The organism is Variovorax sp. 10L421, from assembly GCF_056395365.1.
Genome location: NZ_JBFTJJ010000020.1, coordinates 51,330 through 74,254, shown reverse-complemented (window position 1 = coordinate 74,254; position 22,925 = coordinate 51,330). Strand labels below are relative to the sequence as shown.

Annotated in this window: 20 protein-coding genes; 8 read left to right on the top strand and 12 right to left on the bottom strand. The window is 67.9% G+C overall.

The genetic code is table 11. From position 1 onward, the window contains the following. The first annotated feature begins 67 nt into the window (after positions 1–67). Positions 68–418, top strand: a complete 351-nt coding sequence (gene uraH / locus AC1DFC_RS22385; protein WP_007838349.1) for a hydroxyisourate hydrolase — start codon at positions 68–70, stop codon at positions 416–418. Between the two features lie 119 nt (positions 419–537). Here uraH and AC1DFC_RS22380 read toward each other — a convergent pair whose 3' ends face one another. After that, positions 538–1,038, bottom strand: a complete 501-nt coding sequence (locus AC1DFC_RS22380) for a hypothetical protein (RefSeq protein ID WP_007830609.1) — start codon at positions 1,036–1,038, stop codon at positions 538–540. Between the two features lie 52 nt (positions 1,039–1,090). On the opposite strand from AC1DFC_RS22380, the gene xdhC reads away from it, so the two are divergent. The 3 genes from xdhC to AC1DFC_RS22365 all read left to right on the top strand — a co-directional run bounded on the left by xdhC (position 1,091) and on the right by AC1DFC_RS22365 (position 4,724). After that, a complete protein-coding gene (xdhC, locus tag AC1DFC_RS22375) occupies positions 1,091–1,900 on the top strand; it encodes a xanthine dehydrogenase accessory protein XdhC (protein ID WP_007830607.1) in 810 nt (269 codons plus the stop codon). A gap of 214 nt (positions 1,901–2,114) precedes the next feature. After that, positions 2,115–3,320, top strand: a complete 1,206-nt coding sequence (locus AC1DFC_RS22370) for a urate hydroxylase PuuD (RefSeq protein WP_478180021.1) — start codon at positions 2,115–2,117, stop codon at positions 3,318–3,320. A gap of 63 nt (positions 3,321–3,383) precedes the next feature. After that, positions 3,384–4,724, top strand: a complete 1,341-nt coding sequence (locus AC1DFC_RS22365) for a glycerate kinase type-2 family protein (protein ID WP_478180020.1) — start codon at positions 3,384–3,386, stop codon at positions 4,722–4,724. Between the two features lie 12 nt (positions 4,725–4,736). On the opposite strand, the gene AC1DFC_RS22360 is transcribed toward AC1DFC_RS22365, so the two are convergent. After that, positions 4,737–5,324, bottom strand: coding sequence for an LURP-one-related family protein (locus AC1DFC_RS22360; protein WP_007830600.1), 588 nt, complete (start codon positions 5,322–5,324; stop codon positions 4,737–4,739). 235 nt (positions 5,325–5,559) lie between these two features. On the opposite strand from AC1DFC_RS22360, the gene AC1DFC_RS22355 reads away from it, so the two are divergent. Continuing rightward, on the top strand, positions 5,560–7,002 hold the full coding sequence (locus tag AC1DFC_RS22355) for an NAD-dependent succinate-semialdehyde dehydrogenase (RefSeq protein ID WP_413314628.1): 1,443 nt from the start codon (positions 5,560–5,562) through the stop codon (positions 7,000–7,002). A gap of 6 nt (positions 7,003–7,008) precedes the next feature. Here AC1DFC_RS22355 and AC1DFC_RS22350 read toward each other — a convergent pair whose 3' ends face one another. The 10 genes from AC1DFC_RS22350 to AC1DFC_RS22305 all read right to left on the bottom strand — a co-directional run bounded on the left by AC1DFC_RS22350 (position 7,009) and on the right by AC1DFC_RS22305 (position 19,804). Then, positions 7,009–7,725, bottom strand: coding sequence for an MgtC/SapB family protein (locus tag AC1DFC_RS22350; RefSeq protein WP_007830598.1), 717 nt, complete (start codon positions 7,723–7,725; stop codon positions 7,009–7,011). 130 nt (positions 7,726–7,855) lie between these two features. After that, the gene (mgtA, locus tag AC1DFC_RS22345; protein WP_007830597.1) at positions 7,856–10,624 is read right to left on the bottom strand and encodes a magnesium-translocating P-type ATPase; all 2,769 of its coding nucleotides are present in this window, start codon (positions 10,622–10,624) and stop codon (positions 7,856–7,858) included. A 218-nt stretch (positions 10,625–10,842) separates the two neighbouring features. Then, the gene (locus AC1DFC_RS22340) at positions 10,843–11,037 is read right to left on the bottom strand and encodes a hypothetical protein (RefSeq protein WP_007830596.1); all 195 of its coding nucleotides are present in this window, start codon (positions 11,035–11,037) and stop codon (positions 10,843–10,845) included. 342 nt (positions 11,038–11,379) lie between these two features. Next, positions 11,380–11,802: an acyl-CoA thioesterase gene (locus AC1DFC_RS22335; RefSeq protein WP_007830591.1), complete on the bottom strand. Its 423-nt coding sequence runs from the start codon at positions 11,800–11,802 to the stop codon at positions 11,380–11,382. Next, positions 11,802–13,103 (bottom strand): TRAP transporter large permease, encoded by a 1,302-nt coding sequence (locus tag AC1DFC_RS22330; RefSeq protein ID WP_007830589.1) that lies wholly within the window; start codon positions 13,101–13,103, stop codon positions 11,802–11,804. Before AC1DFC_RS22330 ends, AC1DFC_RS22335 begins: the two co-directional genes overlap by 1 nt. After that, on the bottom strand, positions 13,100–13,624 hold the full coding sequence (locus tag AC1DFC_RS22325; protein ID WP_237726055.1) for a TRAP transporter small permease: 525 nt from the start codon (positions 13,622–13,624) through the stop codon (positions 13,100–13,102). Before AC1DFC_RS22325 ends, AC1DFC_RS22330 begins: the two co-directional genes overlap by 4 nt. Before the next feature lie 3 nt (positions 13,625–13,627). Then, positions 13,628–14,704, bottom strand: coding sequence for a TRAP transporter substrate-binding protein (locus tag AC1DFC_RS22320; RefSeq protein ID WP_413314624.1), 1,077 nt, complete (start codon positions 14,702–14,704; stop codon positions 13,628–13,630). 46 nt (positions 14,705–14,750) lie between these two features. Continuing rightward, positions 14,751–15,992 (bottom strand): alpha-hydroxy acid oxidase, encoded by a 1,242-nt coding sequence (locus AC1DFC_RS22315; protein WP_478180019.1) that lies wholly within the window; start codon positions 15,990–15,992, stop codon positions 14,751–14,753. Between the two features lie 24 nt (positions 15,993–16,016). After that, on the bottom strand, positions 16,017–17,633 hold the full coding sequence (locus AC1DFC_RS22310) for an indolepyruvate oxidoreductase subunit beta family protein (protein ID WP_478180018.1): 1,617 nt from the start codon (positions 17,631–17,633) through the stop codon (positions 16,017–16,019). A gap of 11 nt (positions 17,634–17,644) precedes the next feature. Beyond that, complete coding sequence (locus AC1DFC_RS22305; protein ID WP_413331921.1) at positions 17,645–19,804, bottom strand: thiamine pyrophosphate-dependent enzyme; 2,160 nt, start codon at positions 19,802–19,804, stop codon at positions 17,645–17,647. Positions 19,805–19,894: 90 nt separating this feature from the next. Between AC1DFC_RS22305 and AC1DFC_RS22300 the strand changes: the two genes are divergently transcribed. From AC1DFC_RS22300 to AC1DFC_RS22290, 3 genes are all read left to right on the top strand, one after another. Beyond that, positions 19,895–20,812, top strand: coding sequence for a LysR family transcriptional regulator (locus tag AC1DFC_RS22300; protein ID WP_007830581.1), 918 nt, complete (start codon positions 19,895–19,897; stop codon positions 20,810–20,812). Positions 20,813–20,876: 64 nt separating this feature from the next. Further along, on the top strand, positions 20,877–22,130 hold the full coding sequence (locus AC1DFC_RS22295; protein ID WP_413314618.1) for an Nramp family divalent metal transporter: 1,254 nt from the start codon (positions 20,877–20,879) through the stop codon (positions 22,128–22,130). A gap of 10 nt (positions 22,131–22,140) precedes the next feature. Continuing rightward, positions 22,141–22,920, top strand: coding sequence for a sulfite exporter TauE/SafE family protein (locus tag AC1DFC_RS22290; protein ID WP_478180017.1), 780 nt, complete (start codon positions 22,141–22,143; stop codon positions 22,918–22,920). Positions 22,921–22,925: the final 5 nt, after the last annotated feature.

Sequence of the window (22,925 nt, the reverse complement as noted above, 5' to 3'; positions counted from 1 at the left end):
GGTAACTGTATACACTTTTGTCCACCGGAATTTCCCGCACCCGATTCGACATTCGAAGGAGCGCCCCATGGGCCTGAGCACTCACGTACTGGACACGATGCACGGCGGCCCGGCGGCCGGCATGGAGGTGGCGCTGTACACCACCGACGGCGACGCCGCCACGCTGGTGAAGCGCTTCACGCTGAATTCGGACGGCCGCAGCGACGGGCCGCTGTACGACAACAACTCGCTGAAGGCCGGCACCTACCGGCTGGTGTTCGACGTTGCGGGCTACTTCAAGGCCCGCGGCGTGAAGCTGCCCGAGCCGAATTTCCTGAACAAGGTGTCGCTGGACTTCGGCGTGGCGCACACCGACCAGCACTACCACGTGCCGCTGCTGGTGAGCCCGTGGAGCTACTCGACCTACCGCGGGTCTTGATGCTCGCCCCCAGGCTTCGCGCACTTCGTGTCGCTTCGCCAACCCCCTACCGGGGGCGGGCCGGCCGCTTCGGGCGGCCGTGCGCGGCGGCCCCCGCGCAAATGCCTCCGGGTGTGTCTTCAGTCCCCTTGCTGTTGGCCTTCAGTCAGGGTGTCGAGCTGGAAGCGCCCGCTCTTGTCCCACAGCCAGGTATCGGTCCAGGTGACCGCGCCGAGGCGGGGGGCGGCGGGGAAGGGCGCGGCCTTCAGCACCATGCGCTCGATCTCGGCGATGACCTCGGGTGCATGCTTGGGCGCGCGCATCCAATGCAGCGACACCACCTTGCCGCCGGCATCGAGGTTGACCTGCAGTGTGCCGACGGCGTAGAGCATGGGCGGCAGCTGGCCGCTGTAGACGCGGGACTTGTTGGCGTCGTAGATGTGGCGTGCCGCATCGCGGCGGTACTCGCGCGCGGTGGCCGCATTCGAGGTGCGCGGCGCGGCGCCCGCCGCACTCCGTTCGGTCTTGGCCTCGCTCAATTGGCCGGGCACGGCCCCGGGGCCTGCGCAGCCGGCGAGCCAGAGTGCGGAAATGACGGATGCCACCAGGGCAAGGTGGCGCGGCGTAAGCTGACGGTTCATCGCAGGTTTATACCGTGAGTCTCGTGCAACCTCGCAACCGAAGGTGTCGGAAATGAACGGCATGGTCGATCAGCTGCTGGCCCGTCTTGCCCGCGAAGACGCGGTGCTGGTGCGCGTCGAGTCGACGCAGGGCTCGGCGCCGCGCGAGGCCGGCACCTGGATGGCGGTGTGGGCCGATGCGCTCACGGCCACCATCGGCGGCGGGCAACTCGAATTCCAGGCCACGAAGGAAGCGCGCGAACTGCTGGCCGGCATGCGCGCCCCCTTCGACGGCATCCAGCGCTATCCGCTCGGGCCCAGCCTGGGGCAGTGCTGCGGTGGCGTGATGTTCCTGTCGTACCAGCGCATCACGGCGGCCGATGCGCCGAGGCTGCAGCGCGAACTGGTCGCGCAACTCAAGCCCGTGGCGCTGTTCGGCGGCGGTCACGTGGGCGCCGCGCTGGCGCGCCTGCTGGCCGCGCTGCCGTTCGCGGTGCGCTGGATCGACAGCCGCGACGGCGTATTCCCCGAAGAGCTGCCGGCACAGATCGACACCGAGCATTCCGAGCCCGTGCAGGACGCCGTGGCCGCGCTCGCGCCGGGCAGCCGCGTGCTGATCATGAGCTTCAGCCATGCCGAAGACCTCGACATCGTCATCGCCTGCCTCAAGCGCCTGCGCGAGCGCAACGACCTGCCGTACATCGGCCTGATCGGCAGCAAGACCAAGTGGGCCACCTTCAGCCACCGGCTCGAGGCGCGTGGCTTCACGGCCGACGAACTGGCGCGCATCACCTGCCCCATCGGCGTGCCCGGCATCACCGGCAAGGAGCCCGAGGTGATTGCCGTCGCGGTGGCGGCACAGTTGTTGCAATCGCTGGGCTGAACAGGGTTTTCCCCGGCGGCGACGCTCAAAAAACCAACCCGCCTCGTGTCAAAACTGTATACACTTTCGGTCCACAACAAGCCGCAGCGGAGCGAGGCCCATTTCATGGCGCCTGCGTTCGCGGCACTTTCTCTGCTTACAGCGCCCGCGGTGGTGAGCAGGCTGAAACCCTTTGGCGGCGTCTCCACGCGCCGAAAGGGCTGAGAGAGAGCACATGGAAAGCTACTACCTCGACTGGGCCAACCTGCTGCTGCGCTGGGTCCACGTCATCACAGCCATCGCCTGGATCGGCGCCTCCTTCTACTTCGTGATGCTGGACAACAGCCTCGAGAAGCCGCAAGACCAGGAATCGCTCGACAAGGGCGTGGGCGGCGAGCAATGGGCCGTGCACGGCGGCGGCTTCTACAACATGCAGAAGTACGCGCTGGCGCCGAAGAAGCTGCCGGACCACCTGCACTGGTCGTACTGGGAGAGCTATTCGACCTGGATCACGGGTTTCTCGCTCTTCACCATGTCGTACCTGTGGAATGCGAGCACCTACCTGATCGACAAATCGAAGATGGACTGGCAGCCCGGCGCCGCCATCGGCGTGGCGCTGGCCTTCTTCGTCGTGTTCTGGATGGTCTACGACGGCATCTGCCAAGTCTTTGGCCGGCGCAAGAACGGCGACACCATTGTCGGCGTGCTGATCGCGCTCTTCATCGTCTTCGCGACCTGGCTGGCCTGCCAGTGGTTCGCGGGCCGCGCGGCCTTCCTGCTGGTGGGCGCCATGATGGCCACGACCATGAGCGGCAACGTGTTCTTCTGGATCATCCCCGGCCAGCGCAAGAACGTGCAGGCCCTGCGCGAAGGCCGCCCGGTTGACCCGGTGCACGGCCAGCGCGGCAAGCAGCGCAGCGTGCACAACACCTACTTCACGCTGCCGGTGCTGTTCGCGATGCTGAGCAACCACTACAGCTTCACCTACACGCACAAGTACAACTGGATCGTGCTGCTGCTGATCATGCTCGGCGGCGCGGCGATCCGGCAGTTCTTCGTGGTGCGCCACCGCTTCAAGCTGAGCAACGCGGGCAACCCGCTGCCCTACGCGCTGATCGGCATCGTGGTGCTGGGCCTGACCATCGTCTGGATGAAGCCCGAACCCGCGGCCGCGCCCGCCGTGGCTGCAGCCGCGCCCGCGGTGCCGTTCAAGGACGTGCAGAAGGTGCTCGAGCAGCGCTGCTACATGTGCCACGGCGCGGCCACGCAGATGAAGAACGTGCGTGTAGATTCGCCCGAACAGGTGGCCGCGAATGCGCAGGCGATCTACCAGCAGGTGGTGGTCACGAAGATCATGCCTATGAACAACGCCACGGGCATCACCGACGAAGAGCGGGCCCTCGTCAGCCGCTGGTTCCAGGCTGGCGCCAAGACAAACTAGACCGGGATCAAGAGTGCAGGGCGCCGTGGCCCGCACAATCGCCGGTTGGAGATAAGCAAAGCCATGACCACATCGAATGCATCCTTCGGCCCCGCCCCCGATCCGCGCGAGGCCCCGCGCGCCTTCCTCGAACACATCTACCGCGTGGCGGTGGACCGCGCACTGCCGCTTTCCACCTTGGGGGCCCACCTGCCGCCCCCGCCCAAGGGCCGCACGCTGGTGCTGGGCGCCGGCAAGGCCGGCGGCTCGATGGTGCAGGCGCTCGAAGCCCTGTGGCCGGCCGATGCGCCGCTGTCGGGGCTCGTCGTCACGCGCTACGACCACATTCCGCCGCGGCCCGAAGGCGTGCCGCAACGCATCGAGATCGTCGAGGCCGCGCACCCCGTGCCCGACGCGGCCGGCCAGCAGGCCGCCGAACGCATCCTCGCGCTGACGCAGGGGCTGACGGCCGACGACCTCGTGCTGTGCCTGATCTCGGGCGGCGGCTCGTCATTGCTGGTGCTGCCGGCCGAGGGCCTGACGCTGGCCGACAAGCAGCGCATCAACAAGCAACTGCTCGAAAGCGGCGCGGGCATCGGCGAGATGAACTGCGTGCGCAAGCACCTGTCGCGCATCAAGGGCGGCCGGCTGGCGGCCGCATGCGCGCCGGCCCGCGTGGTGACACTGACGATCAGCGACGTGCCCGGCGATGACGCGGCTGTCATCGCGAGCGGCCCAACCGTGCCCGATGCGAGCACCTGCGCCGACGCGCTCGCGATCCTCGACCGCTACGGCATCGAGGTGCCTGCGCCGGTGCGCGCCCGGCTCGAAAGCGGCGAACTCGAAACGCCCAAGCCGGACGATGCCGTGTTCCAGGGCCACGCAACCCACATGATCGCAACGCCGCAGCAGTCGCTCGAAGCGGCGGCCAGGGCGGCGCGCGAGGCCGGTATCGAGGCGCACATCCTCAGCGACGAAATGGAAGGCGAGTCGCGCGAAGTCGGCAAGGTGCATGCCGCGCTGGCCCGCGCCGTCGCGCACCGCGGCGAGCCGTTCGCGCGGCCCTGCGTCATCCTTTCCGGCGGCGAGACGACAGTCACGATCCGCCCGCGCCAGCCCGGCCAGGCCAAGGGCCGCGGCGGCCGGGCCGGCGAGTTCTGCATGGGCCTGGCCGGCGCGCTCATGGGCCAAGCGCAGGTGTGGGCGCTGGCCGCCGATACCGACGGCATCGACGGCGTGGAAGACAACGCCGGCGCCTTCGTTACGCCCGACACGCTGGCGCGCGCCACGGCCGCTGGCAAGAAGCTGTCGGACCACCTCGACCGCAACGACGCGTACGGCTACTTCGACGCCATCGGCGACCTGTTCGTGACGGGCCCGACGCACACCAACGTCAACGACTTCCGCGCCCTGCTGGTGCTGTAGGCAGGAAACGCCTCACTCCTTGAGGACCATGTCGATGCACATCACCGCCGCCACGATCAGCAGGCGGCGGGCGTCGTTGGCCGGCACGCCCGGATCGATCGACAGCATGTAGTTGTCGGCGGTGGTGAACAGTTCCTTGCCCAGCCCGGCCCACTTCTTGGACACGGCGGCGAACTCGGTGCTGTCCTGCACGAAGCGGAAATCCCAGCTGGTCCACTTGCCCCTGAGCGTGCAGGCGATCCGCTCCTGTGCGTCGAGCACATCGAACTTGCCGCCGATGGAGAAGAGCTTCTGCTTGAACGAGCCGACGACCCGGTCGTTGCCGTCGAGCACCTGCACCTTCGACAGGAAGATGGACACGCCGCGCTTGACCGACAGCACCTTCTGCCCCTCGGGCGTGGACACGACCACGTCGAAGGGCGTGAAGCGCTTGTAGTCGGTGAAGCGCAGCAGCTTGCTGAAAAAGCCGAGGTTCGGCTCGCGGCATTCCAGGATCTTCTGCTGCGAGTGCGGATCGAAGATGTCGTAGTTGTTGGCGGCCTTGAATATGCCGACGTGTTCCTTGATGAAGAACAGGTTGTTGCTGAGCGCTGCGTGCATGGATTTCCCTCGGTCCTCTGTGTGTTGGTTTGGCGGGGATTATGTTCGGCGCGCATGACTGCCCCATGCCCGGCCCGTGACCGGTGGTGGGCGGGGTTTGCGAACTCGGGTTAATCTATGCCCCCCGGCGGCCTGTGGCTGCCGTTGTCGCCGGCGCACCCTTGCGGGTGCCGCGTCGCACATCCAGATTTCCCATTCCTCCTTTCATCATCCAGTCCCGAAGGAAAAGTTCGCCATGACCGCCACCTACACCGACACCCGCCTGCTGATCGACAACGAATGGGTCGACGCCGTCGGCGGCAAGACGCTGGACGTCGTGAATCCGGCCACCGGCAAGGCCATCGGCAAGGTGGCGCACGCCAGCATCGCCGACCTCGACCGCGCCCTGGCCGCCGCCCAGCGCGGCTTCGACAAGTGGCGCAACACCCCCGCCAACGAGCGGGCCGCCGTGATGCGCCGCGCCGCGGGCCTGATCCGCGAACGCGCCGGCGACATCGCCAAGCTGCTGACGCAAGAGCAGGGCAAGCCGCTGGCCGAAGCCAAGGGCGAGACGCTGGCCGCCGCCGACATCATCGAGTGGTTCGCCGACGAAGGCCGCCGCGTGTACGGCCGCATCGTTCCCTCGCGCAACCTGGCCGCGCAGCAGCTCGTGCTGAAGGAGCCGCTCGGCCCCGTCGCAGCATTCACGCCGTGGAACTTCCCGATCAACCAGATCGTGCGCAAGCTCGGCGCCGCGCTGGCCACCGGCTGCTCGTTCCTGGTGAAGGCGCCTGAAGAAACCCCCGCATCGCCCGCCGCGCTGCTGCAGGCTTTTGTCGACGCCGGCATCCCTCCCGGCACCGTCGGCCTCGTGTTCGGCAACCCCGCCGAGATCTCGAACTACCTGATCTCGCACCCGATCATCCGCAAGGTCACGTTCACCGGCTCCACCCCGGTCGGCAAGCAACTGGCCGCGTTGGCCGGTTCGCACATGAAGCGCGTCACGATGGAACTGGGCGGCCACGCCCCGGTGATCGTGGCCGAAGACGCCGACGTTGCGCTGGCCGTCAAGGCCGCGGGCGCCGCCAAGTTCCGCAATGCGGGCCAAGTCTGCATCTCGCCGACCCGCTTCCTGGTGCACAACAGCCTGCGCGAAGAATTCGCCCGCACGCTGGTCAAGTACACCGAAGGCCTGAAGCTCGGCGACGGCCTCGCCGAAGGCACGACCATCGGCCCGCTCGCCAACGCGCGTCGCCTCACCGCAATGGCCCATGTGCTGGAAGACGCGCGCAAGAAGGGCGCCACCGTGGCGGCCGGCGGCGAACGCGTGGGCGACACGGGCAACTTCTTCGCCCCCACCGTGCTGACCGACGTGCCGCTGGACGCCGACGTGTTCAACAACGAGCCCTTCGGCCCCATCGCCGCCATCCGCGGCTTCGACACGCTCGAGGAGGCCATCGCCGAAGCCAACCGCCTGCCGTTCGGCCTGGCCGGCTATGCCTTCACCAAGTCGATCAAGAGCGCGCACCTGCTGAGCCAGAAGCTCGAGCTCGGCATGCTGTGGATCAACCAGCCCGCCACGCCTTCGCCGGAAATGCCGTTCGGCGGCGTGAAGGATTCGGGCTACGGTTCGGAAGGCGGCCCGGAAGCGCTCGAGGCTTATCTGAATACCAAGGCTGTTTCGATCCTCGGCGTTTGAGTCGGCTCACTCCTCGGCGGTGGCATTCCAGAAGGCTTGCTGCACGCCGTCGAGCGATTCGAGATCTTCAATGACACGGTCGAGCTCCGCGGGCTCGACCGCTGTCGCATAGAGCGTCGCACCGATCTCGGTGTCGGCCGGCCCGAACGGATGCTGGTCGACATCGCGCACCGGATAGTTCGCGGCTTCGAGCAACAGCAGCAGCTGGTCCATCACCTCGGGACGTGCCGCGCGTGAACAGATCACGCGCACCACGTACGTCGCCTCGCTCGCTTCCTCGCTGATCGGCTGCCGGTTGATGCGGTTCACCACGGGCCGCAGCAGCGTGTTGCTCGCCAGCACGAACAGCGCCGCGATCAGCGCTTCCCCCAGCAGGTTCGCGCCCGCGCAGGCGCCCACCGCGGCCGACCCCCACAGCGTTGCCGCCGTGTTCAGCCCCGTGACGTTGGCGCCTTCCTTCATGATCGCGCCCGCGCCCAGGAAGCCGATGCCCGACACCACGTAGGCCACCACGCGCACTGCGCCGCCGCTGCCGTCGAGCCGGTTCGCCAGATCGACGAATACCGCAGCACCTACTGCCACCAGTGTGTTCGTTCGCAAGCCTGCAGTGCGTTGCCGAACCTGGCGCTCCAGGCCGATCAGCGAGCCGAGGATGAAGGCCGCCGCTACGCTGACGAAGGTGTCGAGCAGCGAGTGCAAGTTGATGTTCTGGATGGCTTGCATTGGATGGATCCCTTTCTTGTTGTGATTTCGGTGTGCAGTTTGTGGGGGCCGGGTGTCATGTGCGTGTCACGGGGCGTTCGGGAGGCTGCTGTTCGGGGGGTGTTCACGCCCCGAACACTCAGCGGAAAGATCACTGCCACCCATACCGCCGCGCGTACCACCCCTTCACACCCTGCGTCAGCAGCGCATACCCGAGCAGCATCGCGACCAGCCAAGGGAAGTACATCAGCGGCAGCGCCTGCAGCTTGAAGTAGTGCGCCAGCGGCCCCATCGGCAGCCAGATGCCTACGGCCGCGATCGCCGCACCCATGATCAGCAGCGGCCATGCCGCGCGGCTTTGCAGGAACGGGATCTTGCGCGTGCGGATCAGGTGCACGATCAGCGTCTGCGACAGCAGCCCTTCGACGAACCAGCCTGACTGAAAGAGCGTCTGGTGGCCCACCGTGTTGGCCGCGAACACGAACCACATCACCGTGAACGTGAGGATGTCGAACACCGAGCTCAGCGGCCCGAAGAACACCATGAAGCGCCCCAGATCCGCCGGATTCCAGCGCTGCGGTGCCTTCAGGAATTCATCGTCCACGTTGTCGAACGGAATCGCGATCTGCGACACGTCGTACAGCAGGTTCTGCACCAGCAGATGCAGCGGCAGCATCGGCAGGAACGGAAGGAACGCACTCGCCACCAGCACCGAGAACACATTGCCGAAGTTCGAGCTCGCCGTGAGCTTGATGTACTTGAGCATGTTCGCGAAAGTGCGGCGCCCCTGCACCACGCCTTGCTCCAGCACCATCAGGCTCTTCTCCAGCAGGATGATGTCGGCCGACTCCTTGGCCACGTCCACCGCGCCGTCCACCGAGATGCCGATGTCCGCGGCGCGCAGCGCGGGTGCGTCGTTGATGCCGTCGCCCATGAAGCCGACAACGTGCCCGTTGGCATGCAGCGCGTGCACGATGCGCTCCTTGTGCGCGGGCGTGAGCTTGGCGAACACCTGGTGCTGTTCCACCAGCGTGCGCAGGTGGGCGTCGTCCAGCTCTTCGATCTCGCGGCCGAGCACCATGCGGCCGACCTCCAGTCCCACGTCGGCGCAGACCTTGCGCGTGACCAGCTCGTTGTCGCCGGTCAGCACCTTCACCGACACGCCATGCTCGGCCAATGCGCGCAGCGCCGGCGCGGTCGATTCCTTCGGCGGATCGAGAAAGGCCACGTAGCCGAGCAGCGTGAGCCCCGATTCGTCGGCCACGCCGTAAGCCGGCTTCTGTGCCCCGGCCGCCAGCGCGCGGCTCGCCACGGCCACCACGCGCAGGCCCTGTGCATTGAGCTCCGACGCCACGCGATGGATGCGCGCCAACACCTCGGCATCGAGCGCCAGCACCTCGGCGCCGCGCTCGACCGAGGTGCACACCGACAGGATCTCCTCCAGCGCACCCTTGCAGATCAGCAGGTGCTCGCTGCCGCCGTTGGCCACCACCACCGACATGCGGCGGCGCGAGAAATCGAAGGGCACTTCGTCGATCTTGCGCCAGGCCGTCTGCAGGCGCGTCTCGAGCTGCATCTCGGCGTGGCTCAGCACGGCCTTGTCGAGCAGGTTCTTCAGCCCCGTCTGGTGAAAGCTGTTGAGGTAGGCCAGCTGCAGCACATGGTCCGACTCCTCGCCCCAGGCGTTGGTATGGCGCTCGAGCACGATGCGGTCCTGCGTCAGCGTGCCGGTCTTGTCGGTGCACAGCACGTCCATCGCGCCGAAGTTGTGGATCGCTTCGAGCCGCTTCACGATCACCTTCTGGCGCGACATCACGACCGCGCCCTTGGCCAGCGTGGCCGTCACGATCATCGGCAGCATCTCGGGCGTGAGGCCGACCGCGATCGACAGCGCGAACAGCGCCGCCTCCCACCAGTCGCCCTTGGCCACGCCGTTGATCACCAGCACCAGCGGTGCCATCACCAGCATGAAGCGGATCAGCACCCAGCTCACGCGGTTGATGCCGGCCTGGAAGGCGCTGGTTCCGCGGTCGGTGGCCGTCACGCGCTGGGCCAGCGCGCCGAAGAAGGTGCGGTCGCCGGTGTGCACGATGAGCGCGGTGGCCGTGCCGCTGATCACGTTGGTGCCCATGAAGAGCAGGTTCTCGCGCTCTAGCACGCCCGCTGATTGGTCGCCGCGGTCGACCACGAATTTCTCGACCGGCATGGCCTCGCCCGTCAGCGCGGACTGGCTGATGAACAGGTCCTTGGCGGTGAGCAGGCGGCAGTCGGCCGGGATCATGTCGCCGGCCGACAGCGCGATGACTTCGCCCGGCACCAGGTCGCGCATCGGCACCTCGACGCGCACCGTGCCGGCGTGCGTGGCGTCGAAGCCCTCGATGCCGGCCACGCCCGCCTTGTAGCCCGGCTCGGGTCGCAGCACGGTCGAGGTGTTGCTCACCATCGCCTTGAGCCGGTCGGCCGCCTTGTTGGAGCGCGACTCCTGCAGGAAGCGCAGCACCGTCGACAGCACGACCATGCTGCCGATCACGAGCGTGGCCTTCATGTCCTCGGTGACATAGGAAACCAACGCCAGCACCGTCAGCAGCAGGTTGAACGGATTGCGGTAGCACTGCCACAGGTGCTGCCACCAGGGCAGTGGCTGCTCATGGCGCACCTCGTTGCTACCGAGGCGCTTGCGCAGAACCTGCGCATGGCCTTCGCTCAGGCCGCGCGGCGAGCTGTTGAGCTTGACGAGCATCTCGCCGGCATCGGTGCGCGAGGCGGCGCCCAGTGCCTTCGCGATGTCGGGCGGCATGCTGACGGAGGAGCCGGTGCCGACGGGCTTCGAGCCCAGCAGCGTCTGCCAGCGCTCGAAGTGATGCAGCATGTGGCGGCTGCGCAGGAAGCTTTCGAAGAAAGACTTCAGGACGTTTTTCATGGGGTTCTCCTTCGGGGCGGCCGCCGCCCGCCCCGGGGAGAACCACCGGCCTCAACGAGCCAGGGGCAACCCTTTGCGAAGCGCGGCGGCGGGCCGCGTTGTTGGTGCTGTAATCGATCGAAGCGAAGGGGGCGCGCTACGGCGCCAACGAGAGGCTGGGTCCATGGGGTGCTCCTGTATTGCTGGCAGGTCGAGGAAGGACGGGCGCGTGGAGCGGCTCAGCGGCGGCGCGTGCAGGTCGGCTGGAGCACGAGAAAGCTGCGGATGCGGCGTGTGGTCCACAACGCGGCGGCCTGGTCCAGCGCCGCATCGACGGCCGGCGCTGCGGCAGCATCGACGGTGCGCGCAGGCTCCTGCGCCGACGAGCGGACGCGCTGTTCGTGCGGTTGACGACAAAGATGAAAGTGACGCATGACAAGGCTCCTTCGCGTTGAAGGGCCTCGCGCACGGACGCACGCAAGCTGACTGAAAAAGTCAGTAACGAGAACGACGGGAATCGGGAGGAGGGAGCCGCTTGCCGCAAGGCAAGAGAGTCACGCTGTGTGCACACCGGCAACGCAGCGCGGGGGAGCCTGCGCTAGAGAGCCGGGTGTGTCACGCCTGCCGAGGCACGCGTCTTGTCACTGATCCAACTGGCACTGTCCACGCACGGGGCTCCGAAATGAAGATTCCGGATTGTTGCACTGCGGCATGCGGCGAGTCAACCCTTGGGACGGCGTTCCACGATGCGGTGCAAGGTCTTCTCGCGACGCGACTTATTCGCAGAGCGCGCGAATCGATGGCGGAATCTGCACCGCGCGAATGCCGCCGCCCTCACGCTTCGCAGCGAAGATCCGCACCTCCTCGCATTCGAGGATCAGCTCGTCCCCGCGCGTCGCCCGGTACGTCTGCACGAAGCTCTTCTCGCGCCACTCGGTGATGCGCACTGCGATGCGCAGCGTGTCGCCGTAGGTCGCCGCCTTCACGAAGCGCGTGTGCGTGTCGACCAGCGGCGTGCCGATCACGCCGAGCGTGCCCGTCGCTTCTTCCCAGCGCGGCACGCCGCATTCGGCAAAGAAATGCCGCGAGGCCGCATCGATCCAGCGGAAGAAATTGGGAAACCAGACGATGCCGGCCGGGTCGCAGTCGCCGAATTCGATGCGCACGGTGTAGACGATTTCTTTGTCGCTGTTGCTCATCAGCCCATTCTCGTCGGTAGCCACAGGGCAATGATGGGGAACGCGATCAGGATCACAAGCCGCACGATGTCGGTCACGATGAACGGCAGCACGCCCTTGAAGATGGTAGTGAAGCTCACGTCCTTCACCACGCTCTTGATGACGAACACGTTCATGCCCACCGGCGGATGGATCAGCCCCAGCTCCACCGTCATCACGATGATCACGCCGAACCAGATCGGGTCGAAGCCCAGGTGCACGATCACCGGATAGATGATGGGCACGGTCAGGATGATCATGGCCATCGCGTCCATCAGGCAGCCGAGCACCAGGTACATCAGCATGATGAGCGCGAGCACGCCGTAGCGGCCGATGCCCAGGCCGGTGAGGAATTCGGTGAGCTTCTGCGGGCTCTGCGTGATGGTGAGGAAGTAGCCGAACAGCAGCGCGCCGATCAGCACCGTGAACACCGCCGCCGCCGTGCGCGTGGCCGAGAGCAGCGCCTCGCGGATCTTCGGGCCGTCGAGCTTGCGCCGCACCAGCCCGAGGATGAACGCGCCGCTCGCGCCCACGCCGCCCGCCTCGGTCGGCGTGAAGAAGCCGCCATACAGGCCGCCGATGACGAACACGAACAGCACCAGCGGCGCCCACACGTTCTTCAGGTCCTTGAAGCGCTCCGGCCACGGCTTGACCTCGCCGCCGGGCAGCCAGTCGGGCCGCAGCTTGACGATGATGGCAATGGTCATCACGTACATCGCCATCGCGAGAACGCCGGGCACGATGCCCGCCATGAAGAGCTTGCCGATGTCCTGCTGCGTGAGGATGGCGTACACCGCGAGCACCGTCGATGGCGGCAGGATCGCGCCCAGCGTGCCGCCCGCGGCGATCACGCCGGTGGAGAACGACTGCGGATAGTTGAAGCGCCGCATCTCCGGGTACGCCACCGCCGAGAACGTGGCGGCCGTGGCCACCGACGATCCGCAGATCGCCGCGAAGCCGCCGCACGCCACCACGGTGGCGACGCCGAGCCCGCCGCGCAGGTGGCCGATCATCGAGTTCGCGGCCTTGAAGAGCTCGCGGCTCACGCCCGACACCGACACCAGCGCGCCCATCAGCATGAACATCGGGATCACGCCGAAGGTGTAGTCGGTCACGGTGCGCATGGAGGTCTGGCCGACCAGTTTCAGCGCGGGGCCGGGGCCGACGAGGTAGCTGTAGCCGACCACACCCACCAGCCCCATCGCCATGCCGACCGGCACGCGCAACAGCATCAGGACAAAGAGGGCGACGAAGCCCAGGACTGCAACTGCATCGGGGCTCATTCGTCGGCTTTCTGTTCAGCGTGGAGTTCTTCGAGCTGCTCCGGATGGAAGATCAGGCGGTAGGTGCGGATGGCGATCAGCAGCACCGCGCACACGTCGCCCGTCCAGGCCACGGCGTAGAAGGGCCAGGTCGGGATGTTGAGGTCGTAGGTCTGCACGTTGTCGACGTAGGTGCCGCGCACCTTGTCGAACAGCATGATGGTCTGCACCGCCACCACGAACAGCAGTACCAGCGTGGCGAACACGTCGATCACGCGCTTCATGCGCGGGCTCGCCGCCGTCCACACCAGGTCGACGGTGATGTGGCCGCCCCGGTAGCTGGTGGCTGCGATGCCCCAGAAGATCAGGATGCCCAGCAGCATGCGGCCGAAGTCGTACGCATCGGGAATCGAGGTGTCGAAGAACTTGCGCAGCACCACGGCCACGAAGATGTTGAGCGCGACGATCCCCACGAAGATGGCGGCAAGCCACTCAATCGTGCTGATCGCGCGGTCCATGTAGCTGGCGGACCGTGTAGCCATCGCTCAGAGCGCCGATTTGTACTTGACGAGGCTGGCCTTCAGTGCGTCCATGATGGCCTTCGGGTCTTCACCCACCTTCTTCACGCTCTCGGCCCATTGCGCTTCCGACGGCGCGGCCGCCTTGCGCCATGCATCGAGCTGCTCAGGCGTGAGCTTGTAGATCTCGTGGCCCGGCAGCGCGGCCATCTTGGCGTGCCCCGCGAACTCGAAGTCCGCCCACGGACCGGCCACCTTCTGTGCCCATTCGCTGGTGCAATGGCCGTCGATCACCTTCTTCTGCGCGGTGGACATGGCGTCGTACTTGCCCTTGTTCATCACCCACACGAAGGGCGTGACGTACAGCGGCACGTCCATGTGGTACTTCACCACCTTGTCGATCCCGAACAGGCCGATGGAGCCCCACGGAAAGGTGATGGCGTCGGCCACGCCGCGCTCCAGCATGTCGCGCGATTCGGGCGCGGAGGCCTGTACGTTGGTGCCGCCCAGCGAGGTGATGAGCTGGCCCACGGTGCTGGTGGCCGGGCGCACCTTCATGCCCTTGATGTCGGTGGGCACGGTGATCTTCTTGCGAGAGTGGAAGGTGCCGGGGTCGTGCACGAACGCGAAGCAGTACTTGACGTCCTTCATCTCCTTGGCCGCGTAGTTGCGGTACCAGGCGTCGATGGCGGCAGAGCCTTCCTTGCCGTTGGCGAAAAGGAAGGGCAGCGACGCACCCGCCATCACCGGGAAGCGGCCGGGCTGGTAGCCGGGGTTCACGTACGAGAAGTCCGCGATGCCGTCGCGCGCCATGTCGTAGTGGTCGAAGGCCTTGCCGAGCTGTTCCGACGGAAACAGGATCGCGGTGATGGTGCCGCCCGATTCCTTCTTGATGTCGTCGGCCCAGGCCTGCAGCGCGGGGTTGAGCGGGTGTTGCGCGGGCACCCAGCTCGACAGCTTGAGCTGCACCGGCTTGTCTTGCGCCTGCACGGCGGGCGTGCCCGCGACGAGCGCGGCGCAGGCTGCGAGCAGGGCGAGGGGGCGGATGCGGGCGATGCGTTGCGGACGCGTGCCGCGGCGGCGGGAATGGCGATTGGCTTTCATGGTCTCCTTCGTTATGGATGGCGTGAATCGTCGAGCTGGGGCGAGCCTAGGCAGGCGCGCGTGCGGGGTAAATGGAGGGTTTCCCGCGCGTGCCTTCCAGAGGCTGTTGCGCGAAGCCGTTCTGTGCGTCGGGCGAACGCGGTGCGGGCTGGTCGACGTGGCGCGGCCCGAGTTCGCGCGGATGCGCCGCGCCGAGCAGCGTCATCGTGCGTTCGGTCTCCTGCGCCAGCAACTGCAGCACCGACAGCGCGCCCTGCCCGCCGTCGCAGGCCAGTCCATAGAGCGGCGCACGGCCAAGGAGGACCGCGCAAGCGCCCAGTGCGAGCGCCTTCGCGACGTCGCTGCCGCGCCGGATGCCGCCATCCACGAGCACGGGAATGCGGCCGCCGACCGCATCGGCAATGGCGGGAAGCGCTGCGATGCTGGCCGGTGCCGCGTCGAGCTGGCGTCCGCCGTGGTTCGAGACCACGATGCCGTCCGCGCCGTGCCGCACGGCACGCCGGGCGTCTTCCGCGCCCAGCAGGCCCTTGACGAGCAGCGGGCCGTCCCAGAGCCGGCGCAGCCACGCCAGGCTTTCCCAGGTCAGCGTGCGGTCCATGGTGCGCGAGAGCAGCGCGGCCTGGGCTTGCGGGGAGATGGGGGCGCCGTCGTCGTCGGGCAGCAGGTTGGCGAACCGCGGCATGCCACTGCGCGCGAGCCGCAGCAGCCATGCGGGGCGCCTCGCCATGTCAAGCACCGTGCCGGGCGTGAGCCGCATCGGCACGCGGAAGCCGTGGCGCAGGTCGCGTTCGCGCAGGCCGCCGACGGGCACGTCCACCGTGAGCACCAATGCCTCGAAGCCGGCGGCGCGCGCACGGTGCACGATGCGCTCGGCGATGGCCCGCTCGCCCATCACGTAGAGCTGCATCCACAGCGTGGCATTGGGGGCGGCGGTGCGAACGTCCTCGATGCGGGTGTTCGATGCCGTCGAGAGGATGAAGGGCACGCGCGCGGCCTGTGCGGCGCGGGCCAGCAACGCATCGGCATGCGGGCGCACGATGCCGGCCAGCCCGATGGGTGCGACCGCGAAGGGGGCGCGCCAGCGGCTGCCGAAGAGTTCGATGCCGATGTCCAACATGCTCGTGTCGCGCAGACACTCCGGGATCAGCGGCAATGCCTCCAGCGCATCGCGGTTGCGCCGGAGGCAGCGTTCGTCTTCCGCGCCGCCGTCGACATAGTCGAACACCAGGCGCGGCAGAACGCGCCGGGCACGGCGCCGGTAGTCCTCGACATTGAGCAGCAGTGCCATCGCAGGTGCCTTCTTCTTTCTGTCTCAGGCGCCGCCGACGGGCTTGCGCTTCATCCAGCGGATGGGCTGCGCCTTGACGGGGCGGGCGGGCGCGCCGTGTTCCACCAGCGCCGCATCGAGTGCCTTGCCTGCGTCGTCGGCCAGTGCGGCCGTGCGCGCGGCGGCGACGGCCCGCGTTCGCTCGGCCGGCGCAATGCCGGACTGTGCGGCGAGGTGGTCCGTCATGTGCAGCAGGTTCTCCTTGCCGCGTTCGTTGGTGCTGCCGTAACCCTTGATGAGCCGCCCGCACAGCGCCAGCTCGTGGCCCAGGGCCCACGCTTCGCGCGTGCCCGCCTCCACGGCGGCGAGCCAGCGTTCGATCAACGCCTGCTCCTCGGCAAAGCGGCTGCCGCGGCGGCGCAGCCAGCGCAGCGAAGCCAGCAGCCGCAGCGAGGCCATGCCGAACACCGAATGGCTGCCCACTTTCAGCGGCAGCGCCCACGGCGCGAGGCCGCGCGCCTGCCGGCCCCGGTCCCAGGTTGTCACGCGGCGTGACAGCGAAGGAGGCAGCAGCGCCGCGAACTCGGCGGCGCCGGGCTTGAAGTGGTCGTAGACCTTCACGATGTCGTCGTCGCCGGCCCGCACCTCTTGCCGCACCCGCTGTGCGCGGCTCGCACGGCCCTTGAGTGCGGCCACGCGCACGATGTCGTCGAAGGCCATCCACAGCGCGAGCCAGCGCGCCATCTCCCGGGTGATGGCGAAGCCCTGCGTGCCGGCCGGGTCGGCGGCGCGCTCGGCGTCGAGCACGCGGGCCAGCCGGTCGGCGTAGAGCGCGGCGTAGGCGGCGTCCTGGTAGTCGAGCACGCGGGCATGGCCGAGCGCGAGCATGTCGTGCACGGCGGGCGGGAAGCGCCCTGCGAGGTCGGCGGGCAGGGCGCTGGCCGGCGGTGGCGCGTCGTTGGTGTCGCCGGCGAGCACGCTGCTGACGAACGCGGCCTGCACGCGCGGCGCACTCACCGCGTCGAAAGCCGCCGCAAAGCCGCGCAGGCTGGCGGCCGCCATCTTGCCGAGCTTGCCGGGTGCGCTGGTATCGCCGCCGCGCACCACGTGTTCATAGGCTTCACGTGGGAACGGGAACAACCCGCTGCCCGCGATGGCGCCGAGCATCACCGCGCTGACCACCGTGCCACTGTCGCGCGCGATGGCATTCATGTCGAACACATGGTGCTCGCGGCTGAAGGCCTTTACCACGTCGACGAGGCGCTGCGCATCGGCGCGGCCGTCGCCGGGCTCCATGCGTTCGGCCGTCGTGAGGATGCGCGCCGACGAACTGATGACCAGCGTGCGCAGCGGCGCGCTCATGCCGTTGCCGATCTGGCGCGCGGTCTCGAGCAGCTCCGACGACACGATCGCATCGAGCGTGCCCGGCACCGGGCTCAGGCTGAACACCGGGCGCCTGCCGCCGAGCTGCGCGAGCGGCACGGGGAACACCTCGATGTAGTAGGTGGTGGCGCCGGTGCGCTGTGCCACGCCGGGGATCGACGTGCTCTGCGCGGCGTAGCCGGCGTGGCGCGCGATGTCGACCAGCCATTCGGTGAGCACGCCGCCGCCTTCGCCGCCGAGGGCGCAGACGAGCAGGGTGATGGGGCGGTTGTTCTCCATGACTTCGCTCCTCATGCCGGTTGAAGCGCGCGAACGACCGCGCCGCGCAACCCGTGCAGCAGGCGTTCATGCCACCTCGGGTTCTGCACCACCTCGGCGCGGTAGAAGCTCGGGCACAGCGTGGCCGCGTGCGCATTCGCGCCGCACAGCCCGCAGCCCACGCAGCCGTCGATCACGGTGGCCACGGGGTCGACCTTGAGCGGATCGGGGTTGTCCTTGAGCGTGAGCGTCGGGCAGCCCGACAGGCGGATGCAGGCGTGGTCGCCGTTGCACACGTCCTCGTCGACGCCGTACTTCACGCGCACCACGCGTTCGCCGCGCTGAAGCAGGCCGGCGAGCCACGGCTTGATGCGGCGCTGGCGCTCGAGCTGGCATTCGCCCTCGGCGATCACCACCTTCAGGCCGTTGAAGTCGCTGGTGAGCGCTTCGGTGAGCGTCTTGCGCATGCGCTCCACGTCGTAGGTGGTGACGGTGCGCATCCATTTCACGCCCAGGCCCTTGAGCGTGTCCTCGATGGTCTGGTTCTTGTCGACCAGGCTCTGCTGCTTGTCGACGGCGCGCTCTTTCGTCTCGTTGTCGGGCGTGGAGATGATGTCCTGCGTGCCGGTGGCCGAGGTGTAGCCGTTCTTGAAGATCAGCAGCACCGCGTCGTCGCCGTTGAACAGCGCGCTCTGCACGCCGGTGAGCAGGCCGTTGTGCCAGAAGCCGCCGTCGCCCATGATCGAGAGCGTGCGGCGGTTCATCATCGGCGCCACGCCCGCACGGCTCGCGAGGCTCATGCCGTAGCCCAGGATCGAGTGGCCCATCGAGAAGGGCTCGAAGGTGCCGAAGGCATGGCAGCCGATGTCGGCCGCGATGTGTACCGGCCCTGTTTCCTGCTGCGCGAGCTTGAGGGCCGAGAACACGGGCCGCTCCGGGCAGCCGATGCAGAAGCTTGGCGGCCGGTTGGGCAGCGGTGTGGCCAGTTGCCGCGCCACCGCTTCGCGGCGTTCGCGATTGCCGGCCAGCCAGGCCTGCGCTGAAGACAAGGCCTCGCTCGCCGCGACGTACTTCGCGGCAAAGGCGCCGATGCCGCCCGACAGCACTTCGACGCCGTACTCGCCCGCCGACGGCAGCATGTCCTTGCCGTGCAGCGGCGTCTGGATGTCGCGCCGGCGCAGCAGCGTGGCGATGTCCTGCTCGATGTACTCGGGCTGGCCTTCCTCCACCACCAGCACCGCGCGCTTGCCCACGCAGAAGTCGGCGACCTGCTCCGGCACCAGCGGATAGGTCACGTTGAGCACGAGGATCGGAATGTCCGTCTCGCCGAAGGCATCGGCCAGCCCCTGCTGCTGCAGGCTGCGGATCAGCGCGTTGTAGAGGCCGCCCTGCACCACGATGCCGAGGTCCGCGTGGCGCCCGCCGGGCATCAGCTCGTTGAGGCCGTGCTCGACGATGTAGCGGCGCGCCGCCGGCATGCGTTCGTCGCCCTTGAGCTTCTCGTGGCGGAAGGTGACGGGCGGGTGCGCGAGCCGCATGTAGTCGAAGCCCGCGGGCTCGGTCATCAGCGCGCGGGTCGATACGGCAGGCGCGATGTTGTCCTTGCACTCGAAGCTGCCGCGCACGTGGCAGGTGCGGATGCGCAGCTCCATCAGGCAGGGCATGTTCGAGCTCTCGGACAGGCGGAAGCCTTCTTCCACCATGCGCACCATCACGCCGAGGTCGGGCCGCGGGTCGAGCAGGCACATGCTCGACTTGAGCGCATAGGCATGCGTGCGCTCCTGGATCACGCTGGCGCCTTCGCCGTAGTCCTCGCCCACCACTACCAGTACGCCGCCCGTGACGCCCGGCGAAGAGAGGTTGGAGAGCGCATCGGCCGCCACGTTGGTGCCGACTATCGACTTCCAGGTGACCGCGCCGCGCAGCGGGTAGTGAATGGACGCGCCGAGCATCGCGGCGGCCGAGGCCTCGTTCGAACAGGCCTCCACGTGCACGCCCAGCTCGTCCATGTAGGCCTTGCCCTGGACCATGACGTCGAGCAGGTGCGACACCGGCGCCCCCTGGTAGCCGCCGACGTAGGCCACGCCCGACTGCAGCAGGCCCTTGGTGATCGCGAGGATGCCCTCGCCGTGGAAGGTGTCGCCTGCGCCGAGGCGCAGCATTTCCACTTCCTTGCTGAATGAAACTTCCATCGTGTCTCGCCGTGTTCTGGTCGTGAGGGGGAACGCGGCAGTGTGGTGGTTGCGGCGCCATACTTCAATAAAATAATCCAGCTATCCAATATGAACTCAGTGCATATCGATGAGGTGGACCTCAACCTGCTGCGGCTCTTCGATGCGGTCTACCGGACCCGCAACGTGAGCCGCGCGGCCGAGGCCCTGGGCCTGACGCAGCCGGCCGCCAGCCACGGCCTGACCCGGCTGCGCCTGCTGCTGGGCGACGCACTCTTCACACGCACCCCCGGCGGCGTGGCGCCGACGCCGCGCGCCGAGCGGCTGGCGGTGTCGGTGCAGTCGGCGCTGGCCACCCTGCAGCAGGCGCTGAGCGAGCCCGAGCGCTTCGACCCGGCGGCCTCCCGCAAGCTGTTCCGAATCCACATGAGCGACATCGGCGAGGGGCGCTTCCTGCCGCCGCTGATGGCGCGGCTGCGCGAGCTGGCGCCGGGCCTGCGGGTCGAGACCATGCCGCTGGCGGCGGGCGAGATCACCACTGCGCTGGACAGCGGCAAGGTCGACTTCGCCTTCGGTTTTTTGCCCCGCGTGAAGGACACGCAGCGCACGCAGCTGCTGAAGGACCGCTACATCGTGCTGTTGCGCAAGGACCATCCCTTCCTGAAGCGCCGGCGCAGCGGCCAGGCATTGCTCGATGCGCTGCAGGAGCTCGACTACGTGGCCGTGCGCACACACGCCGACACCCTGCGCATCCTGCAACTGCTGAACCTCGAGGACCGGGTGCGGCTGACGACCGAGCACTTCATGGTGCTGCCGGCCATCGTGCGCGCGACCGACCTGGCGGTGGTGATGCCGCGCAACATCGCGCGCGGCTTTGCCGGGGAGGGCGGCCATGCCATCGTCGAGCCGCCGTTTCCGCTGCGCGACTTCACGGTGTCGCTGCACTGGAGCAAGCGCTTCGAGGCCGACCCGGGCAACCGCTGGCTGCGGCAGGTCATTACGGCGCTGTTCTCGGAGAAGGCGTCATGAGAAGCCATGGGCCTGCGCGCGGTTCATGTACTGGTCAGGCTCGGCATGCCACCATCGGGCGAACATGAAAAAACGCATTCCCTCCTTCCTGCGCCACGTCGGCCCGGGCGTCGTCACCGGCGCGGCCGACGACGATCCGTCGGGCATCGCGACCTACACCCAGGCCGGCGCGCAGTTCGGCACCGGGCTGCTGTGGACGGTGTTCCTGTCGCTGCCGTTCATGGTGGCGATCCAGCTGGTGTCGGCGCGCATCGGGCGCGTGACCGGCAAGGGCGTGGCGGCCAACCTGCGCGAGCACATGCCGCGCAGCTTCCTGGTCGCGCTGGTTTTTCTGCTGGTGGTGGCGAACACCATCAACATCGCGGCTGACATTGCGGCGATGGGGGAGGCGCTGCAGTTGGTGGTGGGTGGCGGGGCGCATTTCCATGCGCTGGCCTTCGGCGTGGTGACGGTGCTGCTGCAGGTATTCGTGCCCTACCGCAAGCTGGCCCATATCCTCAAGTGGCTGACGCTCACGCTGTTCGCCTACGTTGCTGCGGTGCTCGCGGTGCAGGTGGAATGGGGGCGGGTGCTGCACGACCTCGTGGTGCCCAGGCTGCAATGGAGCGGCGACTACTGGATGATGATCGTGGCGCTCCTGGGCACCACGATCTCGCCCTACCTGTTCTTCTGGCAGGCGTCGCAGGAAGTCGAGGAGCTCCGGCTCAAGGGCGGGCGGCGCGGGACGGACGAGCAGGTGCAGCACGACCTGCGGCGCGTGCGCCTGGACACCTGGGTGGGCATGACCTTCTCCAACCTCATCGCCTTCTTCGTGATGGTGGTGGGCGCATCGGTGCTGTACACGGCCGGGGTGCACGACGTGACCTCCGCGGCGCAGGCGGCCGAGGCGCTGCGCCCGCTGGCCGGCGATTTCGCCTTCTGGCTGTTTGCCGGCGGCATCATCGCCACCGGCCTGCTGGCCGTGCCCGTGCTCGCGTCTTCCGCGGCTTATGCGGTGGCCGAGGCCTTCGGCTGGGAAGAAGGACTGGAGCGGCACTGGCGGGAGGCCAAGGAGTTCTACGGGATCATCGCCGTGGCCACGCTGGTCGGCACGGCGCTGGACTTCACGCCCATCGACCCCATGAAGGCGCTTTATTGGAGCGCGGTCATCAACGGGGTGGTCGCGGTTCCGATCATGGCGGCCATGATGGTTCTCGTGACGCGGGAGAAGGTGATGGGCGTGTTCACCTCCGGGCGCCGGACCCGGTGGCTCGGCTGGGGCGGCACCGCCCTGATGGGATTCGCGGCCCTGATGATGGGCTGGGACATGGTGCGCTGAGACCGGACCCGTGCAAGCGATTCTTTCCGAGGCCGGCCCGGTGCTGGTCTTCATGGCCTGCGTCGCGCTCGCCACCTATGCGCAGAACCTCACGGGCTTCGCATTCAGCCTGATCCTGCTCGGGCTGGTGTCGGTGTTCCACGTCGCCAGCGTGAGCGACACGGCCAACGCCGCCACGGTGCTGAGCCTGATCAACGCATGGACGTACTTCCGCGCCCGGCCCGGCGTGGTGCCCTGGCAGCTCATGAAGCCGGCGCTCAATGGCAGTACGGTCGGCGTGATTGTCGGGCTCGTGCTGCTGAACTGGCTCAGCGGCGACGCGGTCGACTGGCTGCGCGGGTTGCTGGGCGTGTCGATCCTGGGCTGCGCGGTGCTGCTGGTGCTGCAGGCCAGACCGCTGCCGGCGGTGTCGGGCCGCGCGAGCTTCGCCGTCGTCGGCGGGTTGTCGGGCGTCCTGGGCGGGCTGTTCTCGAGCTCGGGGCCGCCGATCGTCTTCCACATGTACCGCCAGCCGCTGGACCGCGAGCTGGCGCGCCGCGCGCTGCTGCTGATGTTCGCGTTCAACTCGCTGGTGCGGCTCGTCATCGTGGTGCCGACGGGGCATTTCTCGTGGCGCGCGGCGCTGCTGGCCGGCTGCGCGATGCCGGTCGTCTACGGCGCGACGCGGCTGCACCACCGGCTGCCGAACAGGCTGCAGCCGCGCACGCTCAAATGGCTGGTCGGCGGCCTGCTCGCGGCGGCGGGTTGCACGCTGGTCGCCACGGCGTGGGTGGCCATCGCGCACAGCTGACCGCC